Source organism: Afipia sp. 1NLS2, assembly GCF_000178995.1.
Lineage (GTDB): Bacteria > Pseudomonadota > Alphaproteobacteria > Rhizobiales > Xanthobacteraceae > Afipia.
Genome location: NZ_ADVZ01000003.1, coordinates 218200 through 244614, shown reverse-complemented (window position 1 = coordinate 244614; position 26415 = coordinate 218200). Strand labels below are relative to the sequence as shown.

Here is a 26415-nt window from a genome sequence, read left to right as displayed (position 1 = left end):
GAATTGATGTTCATGCCCGGCTCCGAGGTTCCAGCTTCCACTCGCGAGACACTTCCCGTCACCGTGCGCGGGCTGTCCATCGTGGTGCCATTGCTCAACGAAGCGCCGGGCCTTGCAGCGCTGCATGACCGCATCTCCACGTTCGCGCTCAAGCTGAAGCAGCGCTACGGCCTGTCCTGCGAGGTCATCTATGTCGACGACGGCTCGACCGACGCCACGCTGACGGTCGCGCGCGACCTGCCCGCCGACCATCTCGACGTGCAGACGGTGTCGCTGTCGCGCAATTTCGGCAAGGAGGCCGCGCTGATGGCGGGCCTCGACCATGCCCGCCTCGGCGCCGTGCTGTTCATGGACGGCGATGGCCAGCACTCGCCGGATCTCGCCGAACAATTGGTGCGTCACTGGATCGAGGGCGGCTATGATGTCGTCTACACCGCCAAGGCCCATCGCCAGAACGAGTCGGTGTTGCGCCGCTTTGCGGTCCACAATTTCTATTCGCTGGTGAACTGGGGCGCGCGTCAGAAAATACCCGAGGATGCCGGTGACTTCCGCCTGCTGTCGCCGCGCGCGGCGCAGGCCTTGCGGATGATGCCGGAGCGCAACCGCTTCTTCAAAGGCCTCACAAGCTGGATTGGCTTTCGCCAGATGCGGGTCGATTACGAACCCGAGCCGCGCGCCTACGGCACCACCACCTTCAACACAAGGCGTTTGCTCGGCTTGTCAATCGAAGGTCTGACCTCGTTCTCGGTCGCGCCGCTGCGGGTGGCGAGCCTGCTCGGCGTGATGATCGCCTTCTTTGCACTGCTGTTCGGCCTGTCGATCATGTGGGAGACCCTGACGACCGGCAAATCGGTGCCGGGCTATCCGTCGCTGGTCGTCGGCATGATGACGCTGGGTGGCGTGCAGTTGATCGTGATCGGCGTGCTCGGCGAATATATCGGCAAGATTCTGTCCGAGCTGAAGGCGCGGCCGATCTATTTCGTCGCCGAGCAGTCGCTGCGCACCACAAGCGACCATGCAGAGACTGCCGAAACGCCCTCACATACGGCAGACCCGGTGTGAGCGGAACGCGCCGCATCACGCTCTGTGCCGACGATTACGGCATCAGCGAAGGCGTCAACCGTGCCATCCGTGACCTGATCGAACGCCGCCGCCTCAACGCCACCTCGGTGATGGTGGTTGCCCCCGCCGCCACCCGCGAAGAAGCCGAGGCACTCTCGCGGGTCGCCGCGGAAGGATGCGAAATCGGTCTGCATGTCACGCTGACTGCGCCGTTCTCTCCGCTGACGATGCACTTTCGCCCGCTCGATGGCGGCATGTTCTGGCCGGTGAACAAACTTTTGCGGATGGCGTTGTTACGACGCCTCGATTCCGAATTCGTCTATGCCGAAGTGATGGCGCAGATCGCACTGTTTCGCGAACTGTTCGGCACACCGCCCGCCTATCTCGACGGTCATCAGCACGTTCAGTTGTTTCCGGGTATCCGCGAGGGATTCATCCGTGCCGCGCGTGACGCGGCACCGGAGGCATGGGTGCGGCAATGCGGGCGGACGCACACATCCATGCAACTCGGCAATCCCAAGGCGATGCTGCTCGATGGGTTGAGCGCGACCTTCCGCAGACGTTGCGCCGCGAGCGGTCTTCGCACCAATCCCGCCTTTGCCGGCGCGTACGATTTCCGCACCCTGCCCGACTTCGGCAACCTGATGCGAGGCTTCCTCAGCACCCTCCCCGATGGCGGCCTTGTGATGTGTCATCCCGGTTTCGTCGACGAGACCTTGCGGGCGCTCGATCCCCTCACCGACCAGCGCGAGCGCGAACATGCCTATCTTGCCAGCGACGATTTCCCGCGTCTGCTTGATGAACTTGGCATTTCGCTGGCGAAGGCATAAGGGCAGTTTGCCGCAGGGCAGCGCGCCACCTTGGCGAAATTTAATCTCCGCTCCCGCTTACGCCGATCCAAAACCCGCCTAGATCGTTCCTAGAATCACTCGCCCAACGAGGAGAGGACGAAGATGACCCCGCAAGAGCGCCAGTTGATCGACGATCTGTTCGGCCGGCTTGAAAGGCTCGAAACCGCCCCGCGCGATGCCGAGGCGGAATCCGCGATCATGGCCGGTTTGCGGCGCGCGCCGAATGCAGTCTATGCGCTGGTGCAGACGGCGCTGTTACAGGATGAAGCGCTCAAGCACGCCGCGGAGCGGATCAAGCAGCTTGAGGCAGGCGAAACTCCGCAAAATCAGGGCAGCTTTCTGGATTCGCTGCGTGGCTCGCTGTTCGGCGAGAACACGAATACGACCGCCTCGCGCGGTTCGGTGCCGAACGTGCCGCCCTCCAATCCGAACACGCGGCCGGTGTGGAACAGCGGTCAGGTGCTTGGTCAGGCCGATGGCACTATCGATCCGCGTGGCGCACCGGGCGGGTATGCCCAGCCGGGCTATGGCGCACAGCAAGGCGGCGGTTCGTCGTTTCTCGGCACGGCGGCTGCGGCGGCAGCCGGTATGATCGGCGGCTCGATCCTGATGAACAGCCTGCGTGGCCTTGGCGGACTCGGCGGCGGACAGCAGCAGAGCTTCGGCGGCAGCTCCGCGAGTCCGTGGGGCGGCGGCGGCAATAACAATGACTCCCTCGCGCGCGACGCCGGCATCAACGACATCGGCAAAAGTAACAGTGGTGGGATCGAGGATCGCCGCCAGAGTTTTGCCGACCAGGCGCAGGATGCCCAGCAGGACCGCGATGACGATCAGGATCAGGACCAAGATCAGGACGATGATGACGGCGATTTCGACGACGGCGACTTCGGTTCCGACGACAGCGATTTCGCGTAACTCTTAAGCGTCACGTACCCCCAAATAAAAAACGGCCGCTGCGACAGCGGCCGTTTTCAATTTATGAGCGAAATCGATCAGAGCACGACGACGCGCGTGCCGACCTTGACGCGGCCGTAGAGATCGATGACGTCCTCGTTGCGCATGCGGATGCAGCCCGAGGAGACGTTGGTGCCGATCGTCCACGGTTCGTTGGAGCCATGGATACGATACAGCGAAGAGCCGAGATACATCGCGCGGGCGCCGAGCGGGTTTTCCGGCCCGCCTTCCATGTGGCGCGGCAGATCGGGACGGCGCTTGAGCATTTCCGCAGGCGGCGTCCAATCCGGCCACTCGCGCTTGGCGGAGATCGTCTTCACGCCGGACCACATGAAGCCCGGCTTGCCGACGCCAACGCCGTAACGCAGCGCCCGGCCGTTGTCCTGCACCAGATAGAGAAACTTGTTCGGCGTATCGATCACTAGCGTGCCGGGTGCTTCCTTGCCGTTGTAGTCGACCACCTGCTTTTCATAGCGCGGATCGAAGCCAGGCTGCGCCGCCTCCACCGCACGTTCCTGCTGATAGCCGCGCTGGCGCGGGTCGTACTGATCTTCGGGCATCTGCCGGTACACAGGCGCGGCCTGCTCGCCGCCACCGAACAGAAACTGGATGAAGCCGCCACCCATATTGTTGGCAGGCTGCTGGTAGGCGACACGCTGTGGCTGCGGAGCGTAGCCGGCCTGCGACGTATAGTAGACTTGGGAATCGGCATTCTGGGCGAACGCGGGATAGCTCATGCCGATCAGGCATGCGCCGGCAACGAGCGCGAGGCGGATTTTTGCGGACATGGACGTACTCTGTACTGTTCGTCACGGATCATGCGGGCGACACGACGCCGCGCGTTCCGATGTAACGGCGCAATCGCGGAAGTTTTGGTAAACGAAAGCTGCGTTTCGATTCACCACATTGCGCGGCCACCCGCGTTCCTTCCAACAGCGTTTATTTTTAATGAAAGAGGCGGCACCATGGTTAATTGCCGTTGAGCATGTTCAGAATATTTTCCGAGGCACAAAGATACCCATGAACCGGGCGTTAAATAGCGGCCCGCTACACACTTGCGCATTGAGGTTGGGGAAGAATTCCAATGACTGCTCAGCGTAAGCGTTTCCGCATCGAAGAATTGCAGTTCGGCGCCATGCCGGAATTGAACGAAGCAGGGTCCGATCAGATGCATGAGCGCATCATGACGGAGCTGCGTGTTATCCGCGAACAAATGGGCCGGATCACCTTGGGCTCCCGCGCCAAGACCGAAGACACCACCAACTTCGCGCAGGAAGAAGCCAACGCCAAGGCGGCGCTCGAATCCTATCGCGCGCAGATCGCCCAGTGCGAGAAGCTGAAGGTCGAACTCGATCTCATTCACGAGGCGATCAACCGCACCAAGGAAGAAATCGCCGTGCTGCACGGCACGAGCTTCAGCGGCGACGAGATGTCCAAGGTCACGGGCGAACTCGGCGCCATCGTCGGCGGCACCGAAGAAGCCACCGATCAGATCCTTGCGGCAGCGGAAGCCATCGACCAGGCGGCCTCCGCGCTCGCCAAGGGCACTTCAGCCGATCAGCAGGAGCGCATGGTCGCCGACATCTCCGAGCGCGTCATCAGCATCTTCGAGGCCTGCAATTTCCAGGACCTCACCGGCCAGCGCATCAGCAAGGTGATGAACACGATGAAATTCATCGAGCATCACATCAACGTCATGATGGAGATCTGGGGTGGCGTCGATGCCATCAAGGCGCATGCACCGGCCATTCTCGACACCCGCGAAGGCGATGCCAAGTTGCTCAACGGGCCGAAGCTCGACGGCGACGAGGGCCACGCCTCGCAGAACGATATCGACGCGCTGTTCAACTAAAAAGCCGCCAACCCATTCTCAACGCCCCCGCTTCGCGGGGGCGTTTTTGTTTTGCCTCACACCCGCCGCAACATGGAAAAGCAAAGCAGCGCCAGCGCAATCGTCCCGATCATGATGTCGAGCGCCGCCTGATCCGACCAGCGGTCGATCACGAAGGCCAGAATGAACGGCGCAAGCGCCTGCATGATCTGGCCCGGCCGTGAAATTCGCCCGACCACGCGGCCATATCCCATCGGACCGAATGTCGCGAGCGGCAATGCTCCGCGCGCGATCGTCATCACGCCGTTGGCCGCGCCAAACAAAATCGCGAAAATCATGGCATGCAACGTCTCGATGCCGGCAACCGACAGGATCGCGAAAGCGACCGCCATGGTGCCCATCGAGATGCGCGCCACCCAGACCGGATGCAGCCGCCCCTTGCTGGCGAAATCCGCAAAGCGCGTCACGATCTGGGCGGGGCCGAACATCGCGCCGATCGTGACGGCAAGCCCGGGATCGATTCCGCCACGCTGCAGAATCGGCAAAAGGTGTGTCGTTGTGCCTGACAGCGCGAAGGCATGGCCCGCGAAACCCGCCGCCATCAGAATGAAAGGCCAGCCGTGCGGCTGGACAAATCGCTTCTTCGCAACCGGCTCATCGGCCGCCACCGCCGGCGCCGTCACCTGTGCCTTACGCCTCGGCAGCACAAACCAGTGCAGCGGCGCGATCAGGAATGCGAGCACCCCGGCCCAGGTGAAGAACACGCTCTCCCAGCCGAAATGTTCGATCAGGAAATGCATCAGCGGCCAGCCGACGGTGGAGGCCAGTCCACCGGAAAAGGTCACGACCGTGATCGGCCCGCGAGAGGCCATGCCATAGATTCGCGTGAGCGTGGTGAAAGCGGGATCGTAAAGGCAGGATGCGATGGCGATCCCGATCAGGATCCAGGCCAGCAGGTAGATCGGGTAATTGGGCGCCAGCGGCAACAGCAGCAATCCGGCGGCTCCGATCAGCGCGCCGGCGGACATCACCAGATTACCGCCGCGCTTGTCGATCAGGCCGCAGGCATAGGGCGCGCACAGGCCGGATGTGCCGAGCGCGACGGAAAACCCGGACAGTGCCAGCGGCAGCGACCAGCCGTGGGCATCCGCGATATAGGTCATGGTGAGAGCGGGGGGATAGAACAGCGCGCCCCAGCCCAGAATCTGGGTAACGCACAGCACCGCCACCGCGCGATGAGGCCCTGCGATCAGCGCGGCCGGTCCGGCAAAAGGGTTCATATCACCGGCATTAATGTCAGGATTCGCGGATTAAAGAAGAGCAGCCCGCGCAGCTTTTCTATGCGCGCGGCGCGCAGCGCACATAGACCATGGTGCCGTATCGCGTCGCAGCATCCGGATCGATGAAGCGCGTGGTCAGCACACGGCCGTCGAAGGAGACAATCTCGCGATCCTGCGGACCACCTGGCGGGCCTGCGGGCCCAATGTAGTTCTTGCCGCTCCGGCTGCCCTTGACCCGCAGCTCCTGCGGGGTCGCCTCGTCGGCCAGATGCATGATGACGCCTCCGGTCGGCCCCTTGCCGATCACGTAAGGCTGCTTGCACTGTCCGCGCGCCGCATTCTCGGTACGTACACGGTCTTCCGGCTTGTGATAGGCGGCAAGGCCCCAGCGGCCAACCAGCTCATCGGCACGGATGGTGGCGGGAATCTCCGGCTCCACTGCCGGCTCCTGGGCGACCGGCGTATTGTTGCCATTGAGGTTGAAAGTGCTGCAACCGCCGATACCAGCGGCAAGAAGCGAAATCATCGCTAATTTCGAAGCGGTGCGCAGACTGACCATAGATTCTCCTCGACAGACTTCATGAACCACGTTTGCCAGCCTGGCAAGCGGCGGCGTTCTCTCAAAGCCTGTTGTTCGAACGCGGATGATGGCCTTCGAGCATCATATAATGACCTCACCAAGGTCTTAAGCCAGCGGCGTTTGCTTGACAGGAAAAGCGCCAGCCCATATTTCCCCACGGCAACACCGTTAGCACTCCCAAAATGGGACTGCCAGTCTCGTTCAAGGGCGGCCTGTCCGCTCCGATCAATCCCCAAACTGAAACCAACGCGAAGGACCATCACCATGGCCAAGACCACGTTCCGTCCGCTGCACGATCGCGTCGTCGTCAAGCGCATCGACGCCGAAGCGAAGACCAAGGGCGGCATCATCATTCCCGACAACGCCAAGGAAAAGCCCTCCGAAGGTCAGGTAGTCGCTGTCGGTCCGGGCGGACGCGACGAGAGCGGCAAGCTGATCCCGATGGACCTCAAGGTCGGCAACCGCGTGCTGTTCGGCAAGTGGTCCGGCACCGAAGTCAAGCTCGATGGCGAAGACCTCCTGATTATGAAGGAATCCGACATCCTGGGCGTGCTGGGCTGAAGCAGCCTCTCCCGACATCATTCAAGACATCTCAATTCGGAGTAATTTCTCATGGCTGCCAAGGACGTAAAATTCTCGGGCGACGCGCGCGAACGCATGCTGCGCGGCGTCGACATTCTCGCCAACGCGGTGAAGGTCACGCTCGGTCCCAAGGGCCGCAACGTCGTGATCGACAAAAGCTTCGGCGCACCCCGCATCACCAAGGATGGCGTGACTGTCGCCAAGGAAATCGAACTCGAGGACAAGTTCGAGAACATGGGCGCACAGATGCTGCGCGAAGTCGCCTCCAGGACCAATGACCTCGCCGGTGACGGCACCACCACCGCCACCGTGCTTGCCCAGGCGATCGTGCGGGAAGGCGCGAAGTCGGTTGCCGCCGGCATGAACCCGATGGACCTCAAGCGCGGCATCGACATCGCCGTCGCCGCCGTCATCAAGGACATCGAGAAGCGCGCCAAGCCGGTCGCTTCGTCCTCCGAAGTCGCCCAGGTGGGCACCATTTCGGCCAACGGCGATTCCACCATCGGCTCAATGATCGCCAAGGCGATGCAGAAGGTCGGCAATGAGGGCGTCATCACCGTCGAGGAAGCGAAGTCCCTCGACACCGAAGTCGATATCGTCGAAGGCATGAAATTCGATCGCGGCTATCTCTCGCCCTACTTCGTCACCAATGCCGAGAAGATGACCGCCGAGCTCGATGACGCCTACATCCTGCTGCACGAGAAGAAGCTCACCGGCCTGCAGGCGATGTTGCCCGTGCTGGAAGCCGTGGTGCAGTCGGGCAAGCCGCTCCTGATCGTCGCCGAGGACATTGAGGGAGAGGCACTCGCCACCCTCGTCGTCAACCGCCTGCGCGGCGGCCTGAAGGTCGCGGCCGTCAAGGCGCCGGGCTTCGGCGATCGCCGCAAGGCAATGCTCGAGGACATCGCGATCCTCACCGGCGGCCAGCTCATTTCCGAAGATCTCGGCATGAAGCTTGAGAACGTCACGCTCAAGCAGCTCGGCCGCGCCAAGAAGGCGGTGATCGACAAGGAGAACACCACCATCGTCGGAGGTGCGGGCAAGAAGGCGGACATCGAGGCCCGCGTCAACCAGATCAAGGCGCAGATCGAGGAGACCACCTCGGACTACGACCGCGAGAAGCTGCAGGAGCGTCTTGCCAAGCTCGCGGGCGGCGTCGCGGTGATCCGCGTCGGCGGCGCGACCGAGATCGAGGTCAAGGAGAAGAAGGATCGCGTTGAGGACGCACTCAACGCAACCCGCGCGGCCGTTCAGGAAGGCATCGTGCCGGGCGGCGGCACCGCGCTGCTGCGCGCCAAGAAGGCGGTCGGCCGCATCAACAATGACAACTCCGATGTTCAGGCCGGCATCAATATCGTGCTGAAGGCGCTGGAAGCCCCGATCCGTCAGATCGCGGAGAACGCCGGTGTCGAGGGCTCGATCGTGGTCGGCAAGATTCTCGAGAACAAGACCGAGACCTTCGGCTTCGACGCCCAGAACGAAGAGTATGTCGACATGGTCGCCAAGGGCATCATCGACCCCGCCAAGGTGGTGCGCACCGCGCTTCAGGACGCTGCATCCGTCGCGGGCCTGTTGGTGACCACCGAAGCTATGGTTGCCGAACTGCCCAAGGAATCCGCGCCGGCGATGCCGGGTGGCGGCGGAATGGGCGGCATGGGAGGAATGGGCGGCATGGGCTTCTAAGCTCTCGCCCGCACTTCTCTCGAAGAAAACGAAAAGCCGCCTTCGGGCGGCTTTTTTGTTGCCGATACTTTAACGGCGGGCACAGCGGCGCTTGCGGCAAATAATACCCGCCCCTCAACCGCCTGAAACGAGGAAAACGCTATTCCGGCAATGAGATGGCGTTCAAATCATACAGATAAGCGTCTATGGTCGCCCCGCTTGTTTCGATGGACGTTCCCCGCTTCACGCAGGATGCCCCCTGATGCGATTTTCGACCGTTGCCTGCTCGGCCCTCATCCTCGGCATTGCCGCGAGTCCTTTTGCGATGGCGCAGACGGCCAAGACGCCCGCGAAAAGCCCGCTTGTTGGCGGCGAGGTGCGCTACTTCACCGGGCTTGGCGACATTCTCGGCGATTTGCCCGTCGATGCCTTCATCCGCGAGATCCACGACGGCGGCAAGATCACCTCGACCGTGCTCGATGTCTGCTATTCGGCCTCGATCGGCTCCGAGCACAAGGATCGCTTCGCCATCGAACTGAAAGCCGACGGCCAGAAGCTGAGCGGCACCGGCCAGACCACCGAGGAAAAACTGCCTGTCACCGTCAACCTGACGCGCAAGCCCGAGAACAGGGCCATCACTTTCCAGGGCAAGATCACGATCGGCGACAAGACGTCCGAGGTCACCTCGACCGACAACACCGATTCCGATCAGCGGGAGTTCGAGGCCGCTCAGAACACAGACGACAGCATCACCGCGAACCCGGCGGACTTCACCGAGCTGTCGCCGCAATCGCTTGCCCTCAGGGTCAAGCGTGAGAATTTCGCCGATCTTCTGAAAAGCCTGCGCAACGACGATATCGAGCTGTCGCTCGACAGCCTCTCCACCGACTGCGCGGCACTGCGCACCGGCACGCAGCTCGTGCGCTTCGATGTCGATCCGCAGCGCGCGGGCGCCCTCCTCGCGCGCTTAAAGACTGCGCCGGGCGTGATCGCCGCAGGCTGGACCACCGGCAGTTACGATACCGAGCGCGCCATCCGGATTCCCGCCGCCGACTGGCGCAAGGACGGCAAACTCGACCGCGACCACTTGGCCTCCGCGCTCGCGGCCAGCGCCTCGAAAATCCTCAAGGCGCAAGCCGCCAGCACCAAATGGAGCGACACCACGGGCGAGCTGACGATCACGATGAAACGCCCCAACACCCTCGTGCCCGCACTGAACCTCACCGACACGCTGGAAGTGTCGGCGCTGGTCGGGCCCGAAAAGCCGGGCAATGCCGACCGGCTGGTGATCTGGCTCGGCGTGCCGGCGACGACGACGCGCGATGAAACCGCCGGCCCGCATTTGAACTTCGCGGATTCCTCGACCGGCGACGAAACCGAAAGCACCTACACCGACGACGACGGCCTTGTGCAGGGCATCGCAGCCGACCTCAAGGGGCAACGCTGGGATGCCGAGCAAGCGGCGTGGAAATGATGGCCGTCATCTCCCGCAGCAACCCGGTTCAGGACTGATGTCATACGACATCATCATCGTCGGCGCCGGTCTCGGCGGCCTGACCAGCGGCGCGCTGCTGGCGCGCGCGGGCCGCAAAGTGCTCGTGATCGAGAAAAGCAATTCCGTCGGCGGCGCGGCATCGAGCTACAAGGTCGGCGATCTCTTCGTCGAGGGCTCGCTGCACGAAACCGGCGATCCGCACGACCCGCGCGATCCCAAGCATCTTCCGCTGGCGCGCGCGGGCATTCTTGAGACATTGAAATGGTCACCGGGCGGCGCGCTCTACGAGGTGCGCGGCGGCCCGTTATCGTCTCCGCTGCTGGTGCCGGATAATTTTGACGGCGCGCGCGAAGCATTGAGCGCCCGTTTTCCCGAGGCGCGCGAAGCGATCGCGCGGCTGCTCTGCGAGATGAAGCAGATCGCCTCCGCCGCCGGAGCACTGACGCAGGGCGATGCCACAGCCCGCCGGTCCGGCGATATCTACAGCGCGCTAATGTCGCTTGCGCCCGCGATCCGCGACTGGAAGCTGCCGCTGGCGAAAAAGCTCCAGCAAGCGTTCGGTAACAACGAGGCGCTGAAATGCGCCCTCGCCGCGAACCTTTGCTATTATCACGACGACCCCGCGACGCTGTGGTGGGTCTATTTCGCCATGGCGCAAGGCGGCCTGCTGCTCAGCGGCGGGCGCTATATCCATGGCGGATCGCAGCGGCTCTCCAGCGCGCTGGCCCGCGAGATCAAGAAAGCCGGCGGCGAAACTATCCTGCGCCGCATCGTCACTGCCATCGAAAAGGACGGCGGTACGTTCCGCGTCCATCACACCGCCAAGGACGGCAGCGACCCGAAAACTGTCGAGAGTAAGCGCGTCGTCTGCAATGGCGCGCCCGCCTCGGTGGCCGCGCTGCTGCCGCCGAAGCAGGCCAAGCCTTTCCTCGCGCCTTATGAATCGCGGCCTTCCTCGATCTCGCTGTTCGCGCTCACGCTCGGCCTTTCAAAGCCGCCCGGCGCATTCGGTTTCACCGCCTACTCCACGCAATTGCTGCCGGACTGGATGACAACGCTGGCAGATTATGCGCAGGCAACGACGCTGATGCGAGACGAGCCGGGCGAGAAGATGCCGCCGCTCGCGATGGTCGATTATGCCGCGATCGAGTCAGGCATCCCCGCGCCGCCTTATGTGCTGTCGATCATCGCACCGGACACGCTCTCGAACTGGGAAGGTCTCGATCAGGATGGCTACCGCGCCAAGCGCGCGCGCTGGCAGAACGCGATCGTCGCCTATCTCGACCGGCATTTTCCGGGATTGGCCCAATCCATCGTGGCATCGTCGTTCAACACGGCGTACTCGGTGCGGCAATATCTCGGCTCTCCGGGCGGCGCAGTCTATGGTTTCGCGCCGACACCGCCGCGCTCGTTGTTCAGCGGGCCCAGGCGCAGCCCGGCCACGCCCCTTCAGGGACTCTACCTTGCTTCCGCCTATGCCGGATTCGGCGGATACAGCGGTGTCATCCAGGCTGCAGGCGAATGCGCCGATATGATCCTGCGGGACACGTAAGCGGCGTTGCCGAAGCCTGCGTCAGTTCGAATTGACGCGGAAACGCAGCGTCGTCGGACCGATGAAGGAGATGGCGTCTCCCTGACGCTTCCAGTTCGCGGCGGCGCCGAGATTGGCGATCAGCGCGTCATCGGCCTGCGCCAGGGACGGCGTACAGCTGTTATCGGCGATCGTGCCCGGCATGAAAATCACCGTGTCACCGGCCACCGAGAATTGGCCGCGGCCGGACTTGCACCACAGATCGAGTTTGGCCTCGCCGTTCTCGCCGATCTCGAGCGTCGGCAGGCGGCGCGCACCCGCCATTTGCGGCGCATCGAGGGTCATCTCAAGGCCGAAAGGAAATTCCTGTGCCCGCGCGGGTAGCGTCGTCAGCATCAATGCCGCAAATGCGGCCAGCATCATGGGTTTGTAGTCCAGCATTCCGATTTCCGTCGTGATGGGCAGGAGATGTCTAGAAGCGAATTGTGACAATGGCGAGGGGCGAAGCACCGCACCAGCACGCCGTCAACAAAAAATCCCCGCGGCAAGCCGCGGGGATTTCTCGTTTGGAATACAGCGCTTACTTGATGACCATCGCCGAGAACGGATGGACGTAAGCCTGCAGCATCACGAACAGGCCGACAAGGCAGGCCAGCGTGATCGAATGCTTGAACACGAAGCGCAGGATCGAGCCTTCGTGGCCGTACCAGTTGGTCGCGGTGGATGCCACCACGATCGACTGAGCATCGATCATCTTACCCATGACGCCACCCGAGGAGTTCGCGGCACTCATCAGGATCGGAGACAGACCAAGCTGTTCGGAGGTGATCTTCTGCAGGTTGCCGAACAACACGTTCGATGCGGTGTCCGAACCTGTCAGCGCCACGCCCAACCAGCCGAGCAAGGTGCCGAAGAACGGATACAGCACGCCGGTCGCGGCAAAGGCGAGGCCGAGCGTGGCGTCGATGCCGGACAGACGGGTCAACGTGCCGATCGCCAGCATCGCCGAGATCGTGATCAGCGAGTAGGCGCACAGCTTGATGGTCTTGCCATAGACCCGGATCAGCCCGAGCGGGGAATACCCCATCAGGAAGCCCGAGATGATAGCGGCGATCAGCATGCCGGAGCCGGTGTAGGACAGCCACGTGAAGGCAAACACGGCACCTTCCGGCGTGGGCTTCGCCACAATCGGCGCGACCTTCATGATCATCTTGTCGAGATCAGGAACCGCGTACTTCCACGTCGCCCAGGAATTGACGGCGTTCTTGAAGTGGTCGGTGCCCCAGATCAGCAGCACGATACAGACGATGATCCACGGCAGCAGCGACTTCCACACTTCCTCGCGGGTCGGCTTCACCGTGCTCTGAACGACCGGCGCCATGGTGCCGGAGGATTCATCGTGAGCTCCCAGCGTCGCCGAGGTCCAGATGGTCTTCGGATGCCAGACCTTCAGGAACAGGATCAGCGCCCCCATCGAGATCAGCGAGGCGCCGATGTCGACGATCCAGGGGTTGACGAAGTTCGAGATCAGGAATTGCGGGACGGCGAAGGAAATGCCGGTCACCAGAATGGCCGGCCAGACTTCCTTCATGCCTTTGAACCCGGCGAACGCCCAGACCACCCAGAACGGCACGATCAGCGAGAAGATCGGCAACTGGCGTCCGACCATCGCGCCGAGCAGGAACGGATCAAGCCCGGTGACGCTGGACAGACCGGCGATCGGCGTGCCGAGTGCGCCGTAGGCAACTGGGGCGGTATTGGCGATCAGCGACAAGCCCGAGGCGGCGAGCGGCGAAAAGCCGAGGCCGATCAGGATCGCGCCGGTCACCGCGACCGGGGTACCGAAGCCCGAGGCACCCTCGAAGAAGGCGCCGAACGAGAAGGCGATCAGCAGGATCTGCAGGCGCCGGTCGCGGGTCACGCCGCCGATGGTGTTCTGCAGCGTCTCGAATACGCCTTTCTCCACCGTCAGGCGGTAGAGGAAGATGACGTTCAGCACGATCCAGCCGATCGGGAAGAAGCCAGTGACGACGCCGAGCAGCGAGGCCCGGATCGACATGCCGGCCGGCATGGTGAAGAAGAAGATCGCGACAAGGTTGGCGACGATCAAGGCGGTGATCGCGGCGATGTGAACCTTGACCTTGTTGGATGCGATCAGGACCAGCAGCGTGACGACGGGAATCGCCGCCGCTATGGTCGATAAGACCTGATTGTTGAATGGATTATAGACTTGATTCCACATGTATTCCTTCTCCCCCACGCGGTTATGTCGCCCCGGGAGAAGCGAACTGCCCGGAGCCTGAGGCGAGGCATCTTGAGGGAGAAATTTGGGCGGCCGGCGCTAGAAGTAAGCGGAATCTCTCGCCAACTCGTGAAGTGCTCCCCGGCCTTGCCGTTATGTCGCATGCTAAAAGCGGTAAGGGATTTCGCACAAGACAACGCAACCGAACCCGGCCCTAACTTTAGTCTTATTCAGTGATTTATTTTACGCAGGGGTCTGTCTTCGGTCCGCGCCACTCTCCCGTGGCGTCACCCGGCCACCTTTCAGGAGATTATCCGTGAAACGTATCGTATCGGCGCTCGCCACAATCTGGCGGCTGGCGACCCCCTATTTCCGTTCGGAAGACAAATGGGCCGGCGGCATCCTGCTCGCGGCTATCGTCGCCATCGAACTCGGTACCGTGGCGATCGACGTCCTCATCAACCAGTGGCGCAATCGGTTTTATACTGCACTGCAAGAGTATAAGTGGGACGTCTTCGTTCATGAGATCATCTACTTCAGCGTGGTGGCGGCAATCTTCATCGTCATTGCGATCCTTCAGCTCTACCTCAACCAGTGGCTTCAGATCCGCTGGCGCAAATGGCTGACCGAGCGATATCTCGGCGAATGGCTGGATGACACCACGCACTACCGGATGCAGCTTGCAGGCGATCCGGCCGACAACCCCGACCAGCGTATCGCCGAGGACGTACGTATCTTCATCGAGCAGTTTCTGACGCTCAGCCTTGGCCTTCTCAACTCAGTGGTGACGCTGGTCTCTTTCGTCGTCATCCTTTGGGGACTGTCGGAGACGGCTCCCCTCCATCTGTTCGGCGCGGCGATCAGCATCCCAGGCTACCTGGTCTGGGCGGCGCTGATCTATGCGATCGGCGGTACGATCCTCACCCATCTGATCGGCAAACCGCTGATCAAGCTCGACTTCCATCAGCAGCGCTATGAGGCCGATTTCCGTTTCAACCTCGTGCGCGCGCGGGAAAATTCCGAACAGATCGCATTGCTCAAGGGTGGCGATGCCGAACATCTGCGGCTGTCGGAGCGGCTGGGCGCCATCATCCGCAACTGGCACGCCATCATGATCCGCACCACGAAGATCACGGCCGTAACCCAGAGCTATGCGCAGGCCGTTCAGATCTTTCCCTACATGATGGTTGCGCCCGCCTATTTCGCACACAAGACCCTGCTCGGCGGCGTGATGCAGGCGGCCTCCGCCTTCCTTAGCGTCCAGGGCGCGCTGTCGTTCTTCATCAGCGCCTACCGGCAACTGGCCGAATGGCAGGCGGTGATCGACCGTCTCGAAGGGTTTGAGCATTCGATGGCAACCGCGCGCGAGCGGCGGCGCGGCAACATCCGCCTCGCGCCCGAAGGCGGCGCGGACGGCATCATTCTCAAGAACCTGCAACTCGCCTCTCCGACGGGCACCCCGCTTCTCGTCGCCAGCGACTTCACGTTGCGCCGCCATCAGCGCACGCTGCTGACCGGCCCTTCCGGCTCCGGCAAGTCCACGCTGTTCCGTGCGATCGCTGGAACCTGGCCGTTCGGCGCGGGCACGGTTTCAATCCCGGCGGGCGCGACGCTGATGTCGCTGCCGCAGCGGCCATATTTTCCGGTCGGGCCATTGTCGGACGCGCTCGCCTATCCGGCAATGCCGGGTCATTTCGACCGCGAGACGCTTGAAGCCGCTCTCGCCGATGTCGGCCTGCCCGCACTCGCAGGCCAACTCGACGAAACCGGGCACTGGAATCAGTCGCTGTCGCCCGGCGAGCAGCAACGGCTCGGAATCGCACGCGCGCTCCTGCACAAACCGCAATTCCTGATGCTGGATGAGGCCACCGCCTCACTCGACGAAGCGACGGAAGCCTTGCTGTATCGCCTGATCGCGCAGCGGCTGCCGGACAGCACGGTCGTCTCGATCGGCCACCGCAGCACGCTCGCGGCCTTCCACCAGCGTCATGTCGCCGTGACGGATCACGCGCTCGTCGAACAATCCGCCTCCGCGCCCGCAGGCTGACACTACAAATAAAAAGGGCGGCGGATTGCTCCGTCGCCCTCTGTAGTCGATCTTGGAAGAGAGCTTACTTGATGTTGCTCATCAGCGTCAGGTCGGCCGAGAGCTTCGCGATGAAGCTCGCACCGCACCATTTCGAGCCAAAGCCAGGAGCCGCGTTGATCGGCGTGATGAAACCGGTCTGGCTGGCGGTGTAGTCGCTGGTGAAGGCGTTGCAATCACCCTTGCTGAGGTTGGTGTCGGAATAGCGCAGATCGAGCGTGAACACCTTGTAGGTGAAGCCGATACCAACGTTCCAGGTGTTGTAGTCCTTGTAATCGATGTTGCCGTAGAACGAGTCAGACGTGCCGAGCCACTGGCGGCCGAACTCACCGGAGACATAGCTGCCGATGCCGTTCGGCAGGAACGAACTCGGTGCCGTGATCTTGGCGGTCACCGATGCGTAGGTGCCTTCCGCGCCCGAGTTCAGGAAGCTCGGCGTGTAGAACACGTTGCCGCCCATCGCGAAGGTATCGTTGAAGGTGTAGTTCGCCTTGCCGTAGACCTCGTAGAAAGAGACGTCCTTCTTCAGGAAGTTGCCGTTGGCCAGCACGATCTGGTTGTCGAAGCCGCAGGAGCCAGCCACACCGAACGAACCAGCGGTGCCGTTGCCGACACAGGTGCCGCCTGGATAGAGGTAGCCCCAGACACCGAAATCGAGCGCGAGGGCGCCGAAGGTCGGGCGGACACCGCCGTAGATATCGACCTCGGCCGCCGCTCGGTTCGGAAACGAGATGCTCTCGAACGAAGAGCCGACATAGAACTGCAGGTCCTTGGTTACGTTATAGCGCGGCTCGAAATAGGCGGTGACCGACGGCTTGTGATTGGACTGCGTGATGCCGCGGAAGACGTAATCGTTCATGACGCCCGCACCAAAGGCGATGTCCCACGGATCGAACGCCGCCACCGCCGGAGCCTTCAAGGCCTTGACCGGAAGATCGGCCGCGACCGCCGCCTGCGCTCCGAGAAGACTAACTACAACCGCAGCCGCGGCTGGAAGAACCGATTTCATAACTACCCCCACCGTTGAAGCCCGCCATGGCCGGTAACCGGAGTGGCGGGCATTGAGAACGAACGTCTTTCGTGGGGCCAATGTGCGAAGCAGCATGAAAAGGGGAAAGCAAAAATGCCGGGCAATTGCTGCCTTATTAGGCGATTCCGCCATCAAGGCCGCTCTCTCTGTCACAATGTTGTATTTCGACAACGGAGAAAACGCGTAATTCGCCCCCGATACGATATGTTTTTCTCCGCGCAGGCTGGAATACATCGCCCTACTCCGGACGACCCCGCATCCGAATCGCTTAAATACTCCCGCGGAGGCTACCCCTCAAAACGAAGAAGCCGCACCTTGCAGCGCGGCTTCTGGTGGGAAACCATCGTCCTGTCAGGACTGGTGTTCGTCCTTGTCCTCGCCGGTGAACCAGTTCGAGTGCGACAATTGCGAGGATTCCGACAGGTTCGCCATAGGCTCATCGTAAGATGGGACCACCGCTGGGGCAGGCGCAGCCGCCTTACGCGGCGCGGCACGCTTCTTTGCAGCCTTCTTCGGAGCGGCCTTCTTGGCGGTTTTCTTCACGGCCTTCTTGGCCGATTTCTTCGCCGGACGCTTGGCCGCCTTCTTGGCTGACTTCTTTGCAGCTTTCCTGGCCGACTTCTTCGCCGAGCGCTTGACGGCCTTTTTCGCCGAGGACTTTTTGGCGGCCTTGCGGCTGCTCTTCTTCGCCGACTTCTTCGCGGGGCGCCGCGCGGTCTTTGCCCGGCTTACTTTCTTCTGCTTCTTGACCTTCTTACTCTTCTTACCCTTAGCCATGCCGTCCTCCTGTTTCCCTTCGGCGGGATGATCGATCGACGTTTCAAGGCGCTTCCTTAACGGAAGGCCTCCTGCCCTCTCGGCAGCCGATCACCTGTTTGCAGGCAGGGTATTGTGCGGGGACGGGCCGCCGGTCATCCAGTCGAGCAATTCAATGGTGTGAACCACCGGGATCGGTGCGCCTTCGGCATTCTTGAGTTCGCTGCCGATCTGCACCATGCACCCAATATTGCCTGCCGACACGATGTCCGGCCTGACGGATGCGATATTGGCGACCTTACGCTCGCGCAATCTCCTTGCAATCTCGGGCTGGAGGATGTTGTACGTCCCAGCCGATCCGCAACACAGATGACCCTCAGGCACATCTTTCACCACGAATCCGCTCTTGGAAAGCAATTCTTTCGGAAGCTCCGTGATTTTCTGTCCATGCTGGAGCGAACATGCGGAGTGATAGGCGACGACGATTTCATTTTGAGGCCGTGGCCATTGCACATTTAACGCAGAGACATATTCGGTGATGTCCTTCGCGAGTTGCGATACGCGTGCGGCCTTCGCCGCATAGGCTTTGTCCTCGCGTAAGAGATAGCCGTAATCCTTGATCGTGGTGCCGCAGCCCGAGGTGGTCACCAGAATCGCATCGAGCCCGTTGGCATCGGCCTCGCGGACCCAGACATCGATATTGGCCTTTGCCCTGTGCAGCGCGTCGTCATCGCGGCCCATGTGATGCGTCAGCGAGCCGCAGCATTGCTCATCCGCGACCAGCACCACCTCGATGCCGAGCCGGGTGAGCAGGCGAATCGCCGCCTGATTGATGTTCGGTCCCAGCACCTGCTGGGCACACCCCTGCAGCAACGCAACACGCCCGCGCCGTGTTCCCTGCGCGGGGAACACCGTGCCACCCGCAGGCCCCGGCGACGGCAGCGCACCCGGCGCCAGCGCCAGCATCGCCCGCAACCGGTCGAAGAATGTCGGCGGATGGCTTGCTTTTGCGGAGCCCGGCAGCAGGCCGACAAACGGCTTCGCCAGCCGCGCCGCCATCATACCGGCACGGAACACGCGGGGACGCGGCAGCACATAGGCCAGCAGCGCACGGATCAGGCGGTCGCCGAGCGGGCGGGAATAACTCTCCTCTACCCGGACGCGGGCCTGATCGATGAGGTGCATGTAGTTCACGCCCGAAGGGCACGTCGTCATGCAGGCAAGGCAGGACAGGCAGCGGTCGACATGCTTGACCACCTCGGCCGTCGGCTTCTGGTCCTTCTCCAGCATCTCCTTGATGAGGTAGATGCGCCCGCGCGGGCTATCGAGTTCGTCGCCGAGCAGGACGTAGGTCGGGCAGGTTGCGGTGCAGAAACCGCAATGCACGCATTTGCGGAGGATTGTGTTGGCTTCCGCAATATCCGGATCGGCAAGCTGGGCAGGAGAAAAATCGGTCTTCATGGGTTGTCGTCCCGGCGCATGCGGCCGCGGTTGAGGATATGACGGGGATCGAAGCTATGCTTGAGGCGGCGGCTCAACGCCGCGACGCCCGGAGCCTGCGGGTGGAACACATCGATGGCGGCGCGCACATCCTTCGGCGCGCGCAGCAGCATGGCATGGCCTCCGGCCGCCTCTGCATGAGCACGGACCTTGGCGGCATGGGCGTCGGCGGCGGGCGGCAGCGCCGCCCAGACCAAGCCCCCGCCCCAGCCGTAGATGACTTCGCCACCGGTCTCGCGCTTGAGCGCCATGCCGAGCGCCGCACCCGCGGTCGGCGGGCAGACGATGCGCCAGACCACATGGCCACCGAGAGGCGACGTCGCGGCAAACGGCGTCACGTCACGTAAGGCGGCCCAGATCGCAGCCGATTCATCGTCCGCGATCGTCTCCACCGCACCGAAGGAGGAGAGCAGCGCCGCCAGCGACCGCGCCCGTTCCGCCACCGAGACGTCGATGCCTTCGACCCGAACCAGCGTCAGCGCCTGCTGCGGCGCTCCCGCCTTTGCCAGCGCGCCGTCGGGTTCCTGCTGATTGGACGCCGGAACATGCGCTGCGGCCGAGACGTCGAAGGACGAGCCCAGCGCCTTGGTCATCGCCTTGTTGGCGGTGGCGTCATCGAGGCCGCGCAGCACCAGCGTGGTCTGCGCCTCGGCCTTCGGCACCAGCTTGATGGTGGCCTCCGTCAGCACCGCGAGCGTGCCCCATGAGCCCGCCAGCAGCTTGGAAATATCATAGCCCGTGACGTTCTTGACCACGCGGCTGCCGGCGACGAATGCGTCGCCAAAGCCCGACACGGCATTGCCGCCGAGCAGATGGTCGCGGACGCCGCCCGAACGGATACGGCGCGGCCCCGAAAGGCCCGATGCGATCATGCCGCCGATCGTACCCTGCCCCGCGCTCGTTCCGAGCAGCACCGAGGTGTCCATCGGCTCGAACGCGAATTCCTGGTTCTTGGCATCCATCATCGCGATCACATCGGCGACTGGTGCCCCGGCCTGCACGGTGACGATCAGCTCGTGCGGCTCATAGGACGTCACCGCATTCAGCGCCGACAGATCGAGCACCGCGTTGGTCGCCACGGGCTGGCCGATGTCGCGCTTGCTGCCGTGCCCCACGATTTCCAGCGGCTGTTCCGCCTCTATCGCCTCGCGCACCGCCATCTCGACGTCCTTGGCGTCGCGAACCTTCAACGTCTCCACCACGTCAAACCTTCCTCAGAATCGCGGGATGTCGGGGAACGGCAGCTTGCCGCCATGCACATGCATCCGGCCAAGCTCCGCGCAGCGGTGCAGGACCGGGAACATCTTGCCCGGATTGAGCAGACCGCCTGAATCGAACGCGCATTTGATGCGCTGGTGATGGGCAAGATCGATGTCGCTCAGCATCTCCGGCATCAGGTCACGCTTTTCGACGCCGATGCCATGCTCGCCGCTCAACACGCCGCCGAGCTTGACGCACAGCCGCAAGATATCGGCGCCGAAATCCTCGGCGCGCTGCATCTCGTCGGCGACGTTGGCATCGTACATGATCAGCGGATGCAGATTGCCGTCGCCCGCATGAAACACGTTGGCGCAGCGCAGCCCGTATTTTTTGCCAAGCTCGCGAATGCCCACCAGCGCCTCCGGCAGCTTGCCGCGCGGAATGGTGCCGTCCATGCACAGATAGTCCGGTGACAGTCGCCCGACAGCTGGGAACGCTGCCTTGCGGCCGGCCCAGAACAACAGCCGCTCCTGTTCGGAATTGGATATCTGGCAGGTCTTGGAGCCGCAATCCAAGGCGATCTTCTCGACGCGGCGGATCAGTTCGTCGACCTCGATGCTCGGCCCATCGAGTTCGATGATGAGCAGCGCCTCGACATCGAGCGGATAGCCGGCATGGACGAAGGCCTCGGCGGCGTGGATTGCATCCCTGTCCATCATCTCCATGCCACCGGGAATGATGCCCGCACCGATCACCCGCGCGACACACTCGCCTGCCGCCTCCACTTCGGAGAAGCCGACCATCAGCGCACGCGCGGTTTCCGGCTTCTTCAGGATGCGTACCGTGATCTCGGTGACGACGCCGAGCAGTCCCTCCGAGCCGGTGATGACGCCCATCAGGTCGTAGCCGTCGTTCTCCGGGGCGCGGCCGCCGATCCGCAGGATCTCACCGGTGATAAGCACGAATTCGCAGCCCAGCACATTGTTGGTGGTGAGGCCGTATTTCAGGCTGTGAACGCCGCCGGAATTTTCCGCGATGTTGCCGCCGATCGAGCAGGCAATCTGCGAGGACGGATCGGGCGCGTAGTAGAATCCCTCATGCGCCACCGCCTGGCTGACCGCGAGGTTGGTCATGCCCGGCTCGACCACCGCGACGCGGTTGTCGAAGTCGATCTCGCGCACGCGCTTGAACTTGGACAGGCCGAGCAGCACGCCGTCCGCGAGCGGAAACGAGCCGCCCGACAGCGAGGTGCCGTTGCCGCGCGGCACCACCTTGATGCCGTTGTCGTGGCAATATTTCAGAACCTTGGAGACCTGCTCGGTGGTATCGGGCAGCACCACGACCATCGGCGGCTGGCGATAGGCCGTCAGCGCGTCGGATTCGTAGGGCTTCATTTCCCGCTCGGTCTCGATCACACCCTCGCCGGGAACGATGGCCCGCAATGCTGCGATGATCTCGTCGCGGCGGCCGAGAATGCCCTGATCGGGCAAAGGCATCTTGATCGTCATGGACTATCTCCGCGCGTATCCCGCGCACAAAACCTGACCTGACAAAAGCACGCCGTCGCGCCCATGGGTAGGCAATCCGGGTTATCCTTTGGCGGCATGCATTGCATACGACGCATCGCAGGTCCTTGCGTTGCACCAATAGGCCGATGATCCGGCTGATGCCACAGCCGATCGAATCCGCCGTAGTCCATGATGTAAGGAAGAATGCAGCCCCGCCGCCAGCCCGTCAGCCGCCGACGGCCATCCGGATCGGCAGCACGGCCTGAACGACCAGCCCTCGGGCGCGCGCATCGAGCACGCCGGCCGCGCGGAGCGCAAACAGCGAGATATTCTGCACCGCCTCGCGCAATTTGGTCGCATCGCCCGTTGCGTCCATCGCCAGCGGCCCTACCAGCGCCTCGTGCAGCGCACCGATCAATGCGGTCGCGGTCAGCGCCGTGTCCTGCGCGGGCAGATGACCGGCCTTGATCGCGGCCTCGAGGCGTTGCTCCAGTTCGGCGGCGATGGCGCGGCGGCTGGTCAGGCGCGAAGCGCTGACATCAACGTCCACCGGTTCCGCCAGAATGCCCCAGGCGAGCTTGCGATGAGACACGACATGAACGGCAATGGTGGTGATGGCGGCGGCGAGCGCCGAAGATGGTCCCGGCGCGGCATCGGCGGCGCGGCGGATCGCGATCAACTCCCTGTCGGAGACATCCGCGATCAATTCTGAAATCAGATCGGCCTTGGAAGGAAAGTAGCGATAGACCGTGCCCGCCGCGACATTGGCCCGTGCGGCCACCGGGGCGATCTGAACCGCCGCCATGCCGCCTTCCGACGCCGTTTCGCGGGCTGCCGCAAGAATGGCGGCGCGACGCGCTTCCAGACGTTTCACAACTTGATGTGTACGGCGATAAACCAATGAAATCTCACTCCTTTAAGGAGTGAACACCAATTCAAATATCATGGCAAGGATTTCCGCACGCTCCCGGATAAATTTGCACCTGGCATCTCCTCTCGCCGGAAGCCCCGAACGGGATATCGGCGAAGCTCAACGATGCGGCAGGCGAATGTAGGCGAGAGCGATACCGGCAAGAGCGACGACCGAAAAACCTGCGCCCGCCAGAAAAGTCGCCTGTGCCCCGGCCCTATCCCACAACAGCCCCGCTAGAATACTCGCAACCAGTAGCATCACGCCACCGAGCAGATTGACGACGCCGAAAGCCGTGCCACGCAATTCGGCTGGCGCCGTATCGGCGATCATCGCACTCACCACGCCCTGCGTGCAGCCCATATGCAGGCCCCACAGCGCAACGCCGCAGGCAACCCCGGCGATGCCGGTCGCCAGTCCCAGCACAAGATCGGCGGCGATGAGCACGACAAGCCCGAGCGCCAACAGATCGATGCGGCTCATGCGATCCGACAGAACTCCGATTGGGTAGGAAGTCAGCGCATAGACGATGTTCATCAACACCAGCACGAGCGGCACGAGAAAGATCGGCAAGCCTACCGCCTGCGCCCTCAGGATGAGGAAGGCTTCGCTGAAGCGTGCGAGCGTAAACACCGTGCTGATCGCCACCGTGATCCAGTATGCCGTGCCAAGGCTGCGCAGCGCTGCGCCACTCAGCGGGATGCGGGCCGTGCCGGTTGCGGCATGGCGCGAGGGCTCGTCCACCAGAAGCACGATCACGACAACCGAGAGCACCGCCGGAACGACGGCAATCCAGAACACCGCCTGAAAATGGTTTGCGGTGAGCCACATCAGGGCGATCGCGAGACCCGGCCCGAGAAACGCGCCGACGGTGTCGAGCGATTGCCGCAACCCGAAGCTAGCCCCGCGCAAATGAGAAGGCGCGATATCCGCAACCAATGCATCGCGCGGCGCGCCGCGAATGCCCTTGCCGATCCGATCGATGAACCGCGCGGCGACCAGCCAGCCAACCGACGGGGCAAGCGGAAATATCGGCTTCGTCGCCGCGGCAAGACCATAACCGAACGCGGCAAGCCACTTCCGCTGGCCGAGCCGGTCCGACAGCGCGCCGGAAAATACCTTCATGATCGAGGCAGTCGCCTCCGCCACGCCCTCGATCACGCCGACGGCGAGCGCGGAGGTACCGAGCACCGTCACCAGATAGACCGGCAGCAGCGCATGGATCATCTCCGAGGAGACATCCATCAGCATGGAGACAAACCCGAGCGCCCAGATGCCGCCGGGAATGTCTCGCAACCGAGTCCGCCGGGGTGTGGCCGCTGTCAAAGGACTTTCCCAAATGAGTTGAAATGCTCGGGTCAAAGAAAAAGGCGCAGTTTCAATACTGCGCCTTTGAAGATGAGAGAGCGAAGGCCGAGCCGCTTACGCCTGCGGCTGCGGCTCCATTCCGGCATCGGGACGCGGACGCGGCTTGCCGGTCGGCGGCACCGCCGAGGTGCGGGGTGTCGCCGGCTCAAGCACCGATTCACGGTTCGGCTTCTTGCCGTTGAGCAGGTCCGTGATCTCGTCGCCCGACAGCGTTTCGAATTCCAGGAGGCCCTTGGCCAGCGTTTCGAGATCGTCGCGCTTCTCGGTCAGAATCCGCGTCGCCTCGTTGTAGCCTTCCTCGACGAGACGCTTCACCTCCGAGTCGATCTTCTGCGCGGTGGCCTCCGAGACGTTCTGCTGGCGGTTCACCTGCATGCCGAGGAACACCTCGTCGTTGTTCTCGCCATAGGCCACCGTGCCTAGTTCGTCCGACAGACCCCAGCGCGTCACCATCATCCGGGCAAGACGCGTCGCCTGATCGATATCCGACGATGCACCGGACGTGACCTTGTTACGGCCGAAGATCATCTCCTCGGCAACGCGGCCGCCCATCATGATGGCGAGACGCGAGGTCATCTGCTCCAGCGACATCGACATCTTGTCGCGCTCCGGCAACTGCATGACCATGCCGAGGGCACGGCCGCGCGGAATGATCGTCGCCTTGTGGATCGGATCGGTCGCGGGCACGTTGAGGCCGACGATGGCGTGGCCGCCCTCGTGATAGGCCGTCAGCATCTTCTCTTCCTCGGACATGACGAGAGATTTGCGCTCGGCGCCCATCATGACCTTGTCCTTGGCTTCCTCGAACTCGGCCTGCGTCACCATGCGCTTGTTGCGGCGCGCGGCGGTGAGCGCCGCCTCGTTGACGAGATTCATCAGGTCGGCACCGGAGAAGCCCGGCGTGCCGCGCGCGATGGTCTTGAGGTTGATATCCGGCGCCAGCGGCACCTTGCGGACGTGCACCTTGAGGATCTGTTCGCGGCCGACGACGTCGGGATTCGGCACCACGACCTGACGGTCGAAGCGGCCCGGACGCAGCAGCGCGGGATCGAGCACGTCGGGGCGGTTGGTCGCGGCGATCAGGATCACGCCCTCGTTCGCCTCGAAGCCGTCCATCTCGACCAGCAACTGGTTCAGCGTCTGCTCGCGCTCGTCATTGCCGCCGCCGAGACCGGCGCCACGATGACGGCCGACCGCATCGATTTCGTCGATGAAGATGATGCACGGCGCATTCTTCTTCGCCTGCTCGAACATATCGCGGACGCGCGAAGCGCCGACGCCGACGAACATTTCGACGAAGTCCGAACCCGAAATGGTGAAGAACGGCACGTTGGCTTCGCCCGCGACCGCACGCGCGATCAGGGTCTTACCGGTGCCGGGCGGGCCGACCAGCAGCACGCCGCGCGGAATCCGTCCGCCGAGGCGCTGGAACTTGCCGGGGTCGCGCAGGAACTCGACGATCTCCTGCAAATCCTGCTTGGCTTCATCGACACCCGCGACATCCTCGAACGTCACGCGGCCATGGGCTTCAGTCAGCATCTTGGCGCGCGACTTACCGAATCCCATCGCCTTGCCGGCACCGCCCTGCATCTGGCGCGACAGGAAAATCCACACGCCGATCAGCGCGATGAACGGCAGCCACGACACCAGCAGCGAAACAAACCACGGCACGTTGTCGCCCGGCGGCTTCGCGGTGATCGACACCTTGGCGTCGTACAGACGCTTGATCAGGGTCGGATCGCTCGGCGCATAGGTCTGGAAGGTCGAGCCGTTCGTCAGGGTGCCGCGAATTTCGGGGCCCTGGATAACGACATCGCGGACGCGGTTCTGGTCGACCTCGTTCAGCAACTGCGAAAATGAAATGTCCTGCGACGAAGTGCGCTGCGCCGGGTTCTGGAACAGCGTGAACAGCGCCAGCAGCAGGAGGACGATGATGACCCAGAGGCCAAAATTGCGCAGATTCGCGTTCATTCGTTATCCTTCACAG

The 26415-nt window shown here is 62.9% G+C and carries 22 protein-coding genes; 9 read left to right on the top strand and 13 right to left on the bottom strand.

Annotated features, from left to right (window positions below):
* The first annotated feature begins 6 nt into the window (after nucleotides 1–6).
* From AFIDRAFT_RS12615 to AFIDRAFT_RS12605, 3 genes are all read left to right on the top strand, one after another.
* Nucleotides 7–1062 (top strand): glycosyltransferase family 2 protein, encoded by a 1056-nt coding sequence (locus AFIDRAFT_RS12615; protein ID WP_009339863.1) that lies wholly within the window; start codon nucleotides 7–9, stop codon nucleotides 1060–1062.
* On the top strand, nucleotides 1059–1892 hold the full coding sequence (locus AFIDRAFT_RS12610; protein ID WP_009339862.1) for a ChbG/HpnK family deacetylase: 834 nt from the start codon (nucleotides 1059–1061) through the stop codon (nucleotides 1890–1892). Before AFIDRAFT_RS12615 ends, AFIDRAFT_RS12610 begins: the two co-directional genes overlap by 4 nt.
* Before the next feature lie 123 nt (nucleotides 1893–2015).
* On the top strand, nucleotides 2016–2828 hold the full coding sequence (locus AFIDRAFT_RS12605) for a DUF2076 domain-containing protein (protein WP_009339861.1): 813 nt from the start codon (nucleotides 2016–2018) through the stop codon (nucleotides 2826–2828).
* A gap of 77 nt (nucleotides 2829–2905) precedes the next feature.
* On the opposite strand, the gene AFIDRAFT_RS12600 is transcribed toward AFIDRAFT_RS12605, so the two are convergent.
* The gene (locus AFIDRAFT_RS12600; protein WP_009339860.1) at nucleotides 2906–3655 is read right to left on the bottom strand and encodes a L,D-transpeptidase; all 750 of its coding nucleotides are present in this window, start codon (nucleotides 3653–3655) and stop codon (nucleotides 2906–2908) included.
* Nucleotides 3656–3951: 296 nt separating this feature from the next.
* Between AFIDRAFT_RS12600 and AFIDRAFT_RS12595 the strand changes: the two genes are divergently transcribed.
* Nucleotides 3952–4719, top strand: coding sequence for a protein phosphatase CheZ (locus AFIDRAFT_RS12595; RefSeq protein WP_009339859.1), 768 nt, complete (start codon nucleotides 3952–3954; stop codon nucleotides 4717–4719).
* A gap of 56 nt (nucleotides 4720–4775) precedes the next feature.
* Here AFIDRAFT_RS12595 and AFIDRAFT_RS12590 read toward each other — a convergent pair whose 3' ends face one another.
* Nucleotides 4776–5978, bottom strand: coding sequence for an MFS transporter (locus AFIDRAFT_RS12590; RefSeq protein ID WP_009339858.1), 1203 nt, complete (start codon nucleotides 5976–5978; stop codon nucleotides 4776–4778).
* Nucleotides 5979–6036: 58 nt separating this feature from the next.
* Nucleotides 6037–6537, bottom strand: coding sequence for a hypothetical protein (locus tag AFIDRAFT_RS12585; protein WP_009339857.1), 501 nt, complete (start codon nucleotides 6535–6537; stop codon nucleotides 6037–6039).
* A gap of 285 nt (nucleotides 6538–6822) precedes the next feature.
* Here AFIDRAFT_RS12585 and AFIDRAFT_RS12580 point away from each other — a divergent pair, with 285 nt between their 5' ends.
* From AFIDRAFT_RS12580 to AFIDRAFT_RS12565, 4 genes are all read left to right on the top strand, one after another.
* Nucleotides 6823–7119 (top strand): co-chaperone GroES, encoded by a 297-nt coding sequence (locus AFIDRAFT_RS12580; protein WP_009339856.1) that lies wholly within the window; start codon nucleotides 6823–6825, stop codon nucleotides 7117–7119.
* A 51-nt stretch (nucleotides 7120–7170) separates the two neighbouring features.
* On the top strand, nucleotides 7171–8823 hold the full coding sequence (gene groL / locus AFIDRAFT_RS12575) for a chaperonin GroEL (protein ID WP_009339855.1): 1653 nt from the start codon (nucleotides 7171–7173) through the stop codon (nucleotides 8821–8823).
* Between the two features lie 241 nt (nucleotides 8824–9064).
* Nucleotides 9065–10276, top strand: coding sequence for a hypothetical protein (locus AFIDRAFT_RS12570; protein WP_009339854.1), 1212 nt, complete (start codon nucleotides 9065–9067; stop codon nucleotides 10274–10276).
* A 37-nt stretch (nucleotides 10277–10313) separates the two neighbouring features.
* Nucleotides 10314–11849, top strand: a complete 1536-nt coding sequence (locus AFIDRAFT_RS12565) for a phytoene desaturase family protein (RefSeq protein ID WP_009339853.1) — start codon at nucleotides 10314–10316, stop codon at nucleotides 11847–11849.
* A gap of 21 nt (nucleotides 11850–11870) precedes the next feature.
* Here AFIDRAFT_RS12565 and AFIDRAFT_RS12560 read toward each other — a convergent pair whose 3' ends face one another.
* The gene (locus AFIDRAFT_RS12560; RefSeq protein ID WP_009339852.1) at nucleotides 11871–12269 is read right to left on the bottom strand and encodes an META domain-containing protein; all 399 of its coding nucleotides are present in this window, start codon (nucleotides 12267–12269) and stop codon (nucleotides 11871–11873) included.
* A gap of 139 nt (nucleotides 12270–12408) precedes the next feature.
* Nucleotides 12409–14070 (bottom strand): L-lactate permease, encoded by a 1662-nt coding sequence (locus AFIDRAFT_RS12555; protein WP_009339851.1) that lies wholly within the window; start codon nucleotides 14068–14070, stop codon nucleotides 12409–12411.
* Between the two features lie 316 nt (nucleotides 14071–14386).
* Here AFIDRAFT_RS12555 and AFIDRAFT_RS12550 point away from each other — a divergent pair, with 316 nt between their 5' ends.
* Nucleotides 14387–16117, top strand: a complete 1731-nt coding sequence (locus tag AFIDRAFT_RS12550) for an ABC transporter ATP-binding protein/permease (RefSeq protein ID WP_009339850.1) — start codon at nucleotides 14387–14389, stop codon at nucleotides 16115–16117.
* A 64-nt stretch (nucleotides 16118–16181) separates the two neighbouring features.
* Here AFIDRAFT_RS12550 and AFIDRAFT_RS12545 read toward each other — a convergent pair whose 3' ends face one another.
* The 8 genes from AFIDRAFT_RS12545 to ftsH form a co-directional block, all read right to left on the bottom strand.
* Nucleotides 16182–17165, bottom strand: coding sequence for a TorF family putative porin (locus AFIDRAFT_RS12545; RefSeq protein ID WP_040298400.1), 984 nt, complete (start codon nucleotides 17163–17165; stop codon nucleotides 16182–16184).
* Nucleotides 17166–17537: 372 nt separating this feature from the next.
* Nucleotides 17538–17963, bottom strand: coding sequence for a hypothetical protein (locus AFIDRAFT_RS12540; RefSeq protein WP_009339848.1), 426 nt, complete (start codon nucleotides 17961–17963; stop codon nucleotides 17538–17540).
* A 90-nt stretch (nucleotides 17964–18053) separates the two neighbouring features.
* Nucleotides 18054–19403, bottom strand: a complete 1350-nt coding sequence (gene glcF / locus AFIDRAFT_RS12535; protein WP_009339847.1) for a glycolate oxidase subunit GlcF — start codon at nucleotides 19401–19403, stop codon at nucleotides 18054–18056.
* Nucleotides 19400–20641 carry an FAD-binding protein gene (locus AFIDRAFT_RS12530; RefSeq protein ID WP_198007827.1) on the bottom strand — a complete coding sequence of 414 codons (1242 nt, stop codon included), beginning with the start codon at nucleotides 20639–20641 and terminating at the stop codon, nucleotides 19400–19402. Before AFIDRAFT_RS12530 ends, glcF begins: the two co-directional genes overlap by 4 nt.
* A gap of 15 nt (nucleotides 20642–20656) precedes the next feature.
* Complete coding sequence (locus tag AFIDRAFT_RS12525) at nucleotides 20657–22150, bottom strand: FAD-linked oxidase C-terminal domain-containing protein (RefSeq protein WP_009339845.1); 1494 nt, start codon at nucleotides 22148–22150, stop codon at nucleotides 20657–20659.
* A gap of 226 nt (nucleotides 22151–22376) precedes the next feature.
* A complete protein-coding gene (locus AFIDRAFT_RS12520) occupies nucleotides 22377–23051 on the bottom strand; it encodes a TetR/AcrR family transcriptional regulator (RefSeq protein ID WP_009339844.1) in 675 nt (224 codons plus the stop codon).
* Between the two features lie 129 nt (nucleotides 23052–23180).
* Nucleotides 23181–24356, bottom strand: coding sequence for an MFS transporter (locus AFIDRAFT_RS12515; protein WP_009339843.1), 1176 nt, complete (start codon nucleotides 24354–24356; stop codon nucleotides 23181–23183).
* Nucleotides 24357–24482: 126 nt separating this feature from the next.
* Complete coding sequence (gene ftsH / locus AFIDRAFT_RS12510; protein ID WP_009339841.1) at nucleotides 24483–26399, bottom strand: ATP-dependent zinc metalloprotease FtsH; 1917 nt, start codon at nucleotides 26397–26399, stop codon at nucleotides 24483–24485.
* Nucleotides 26400–26415 lie beyond the last annotated feature (16 nt).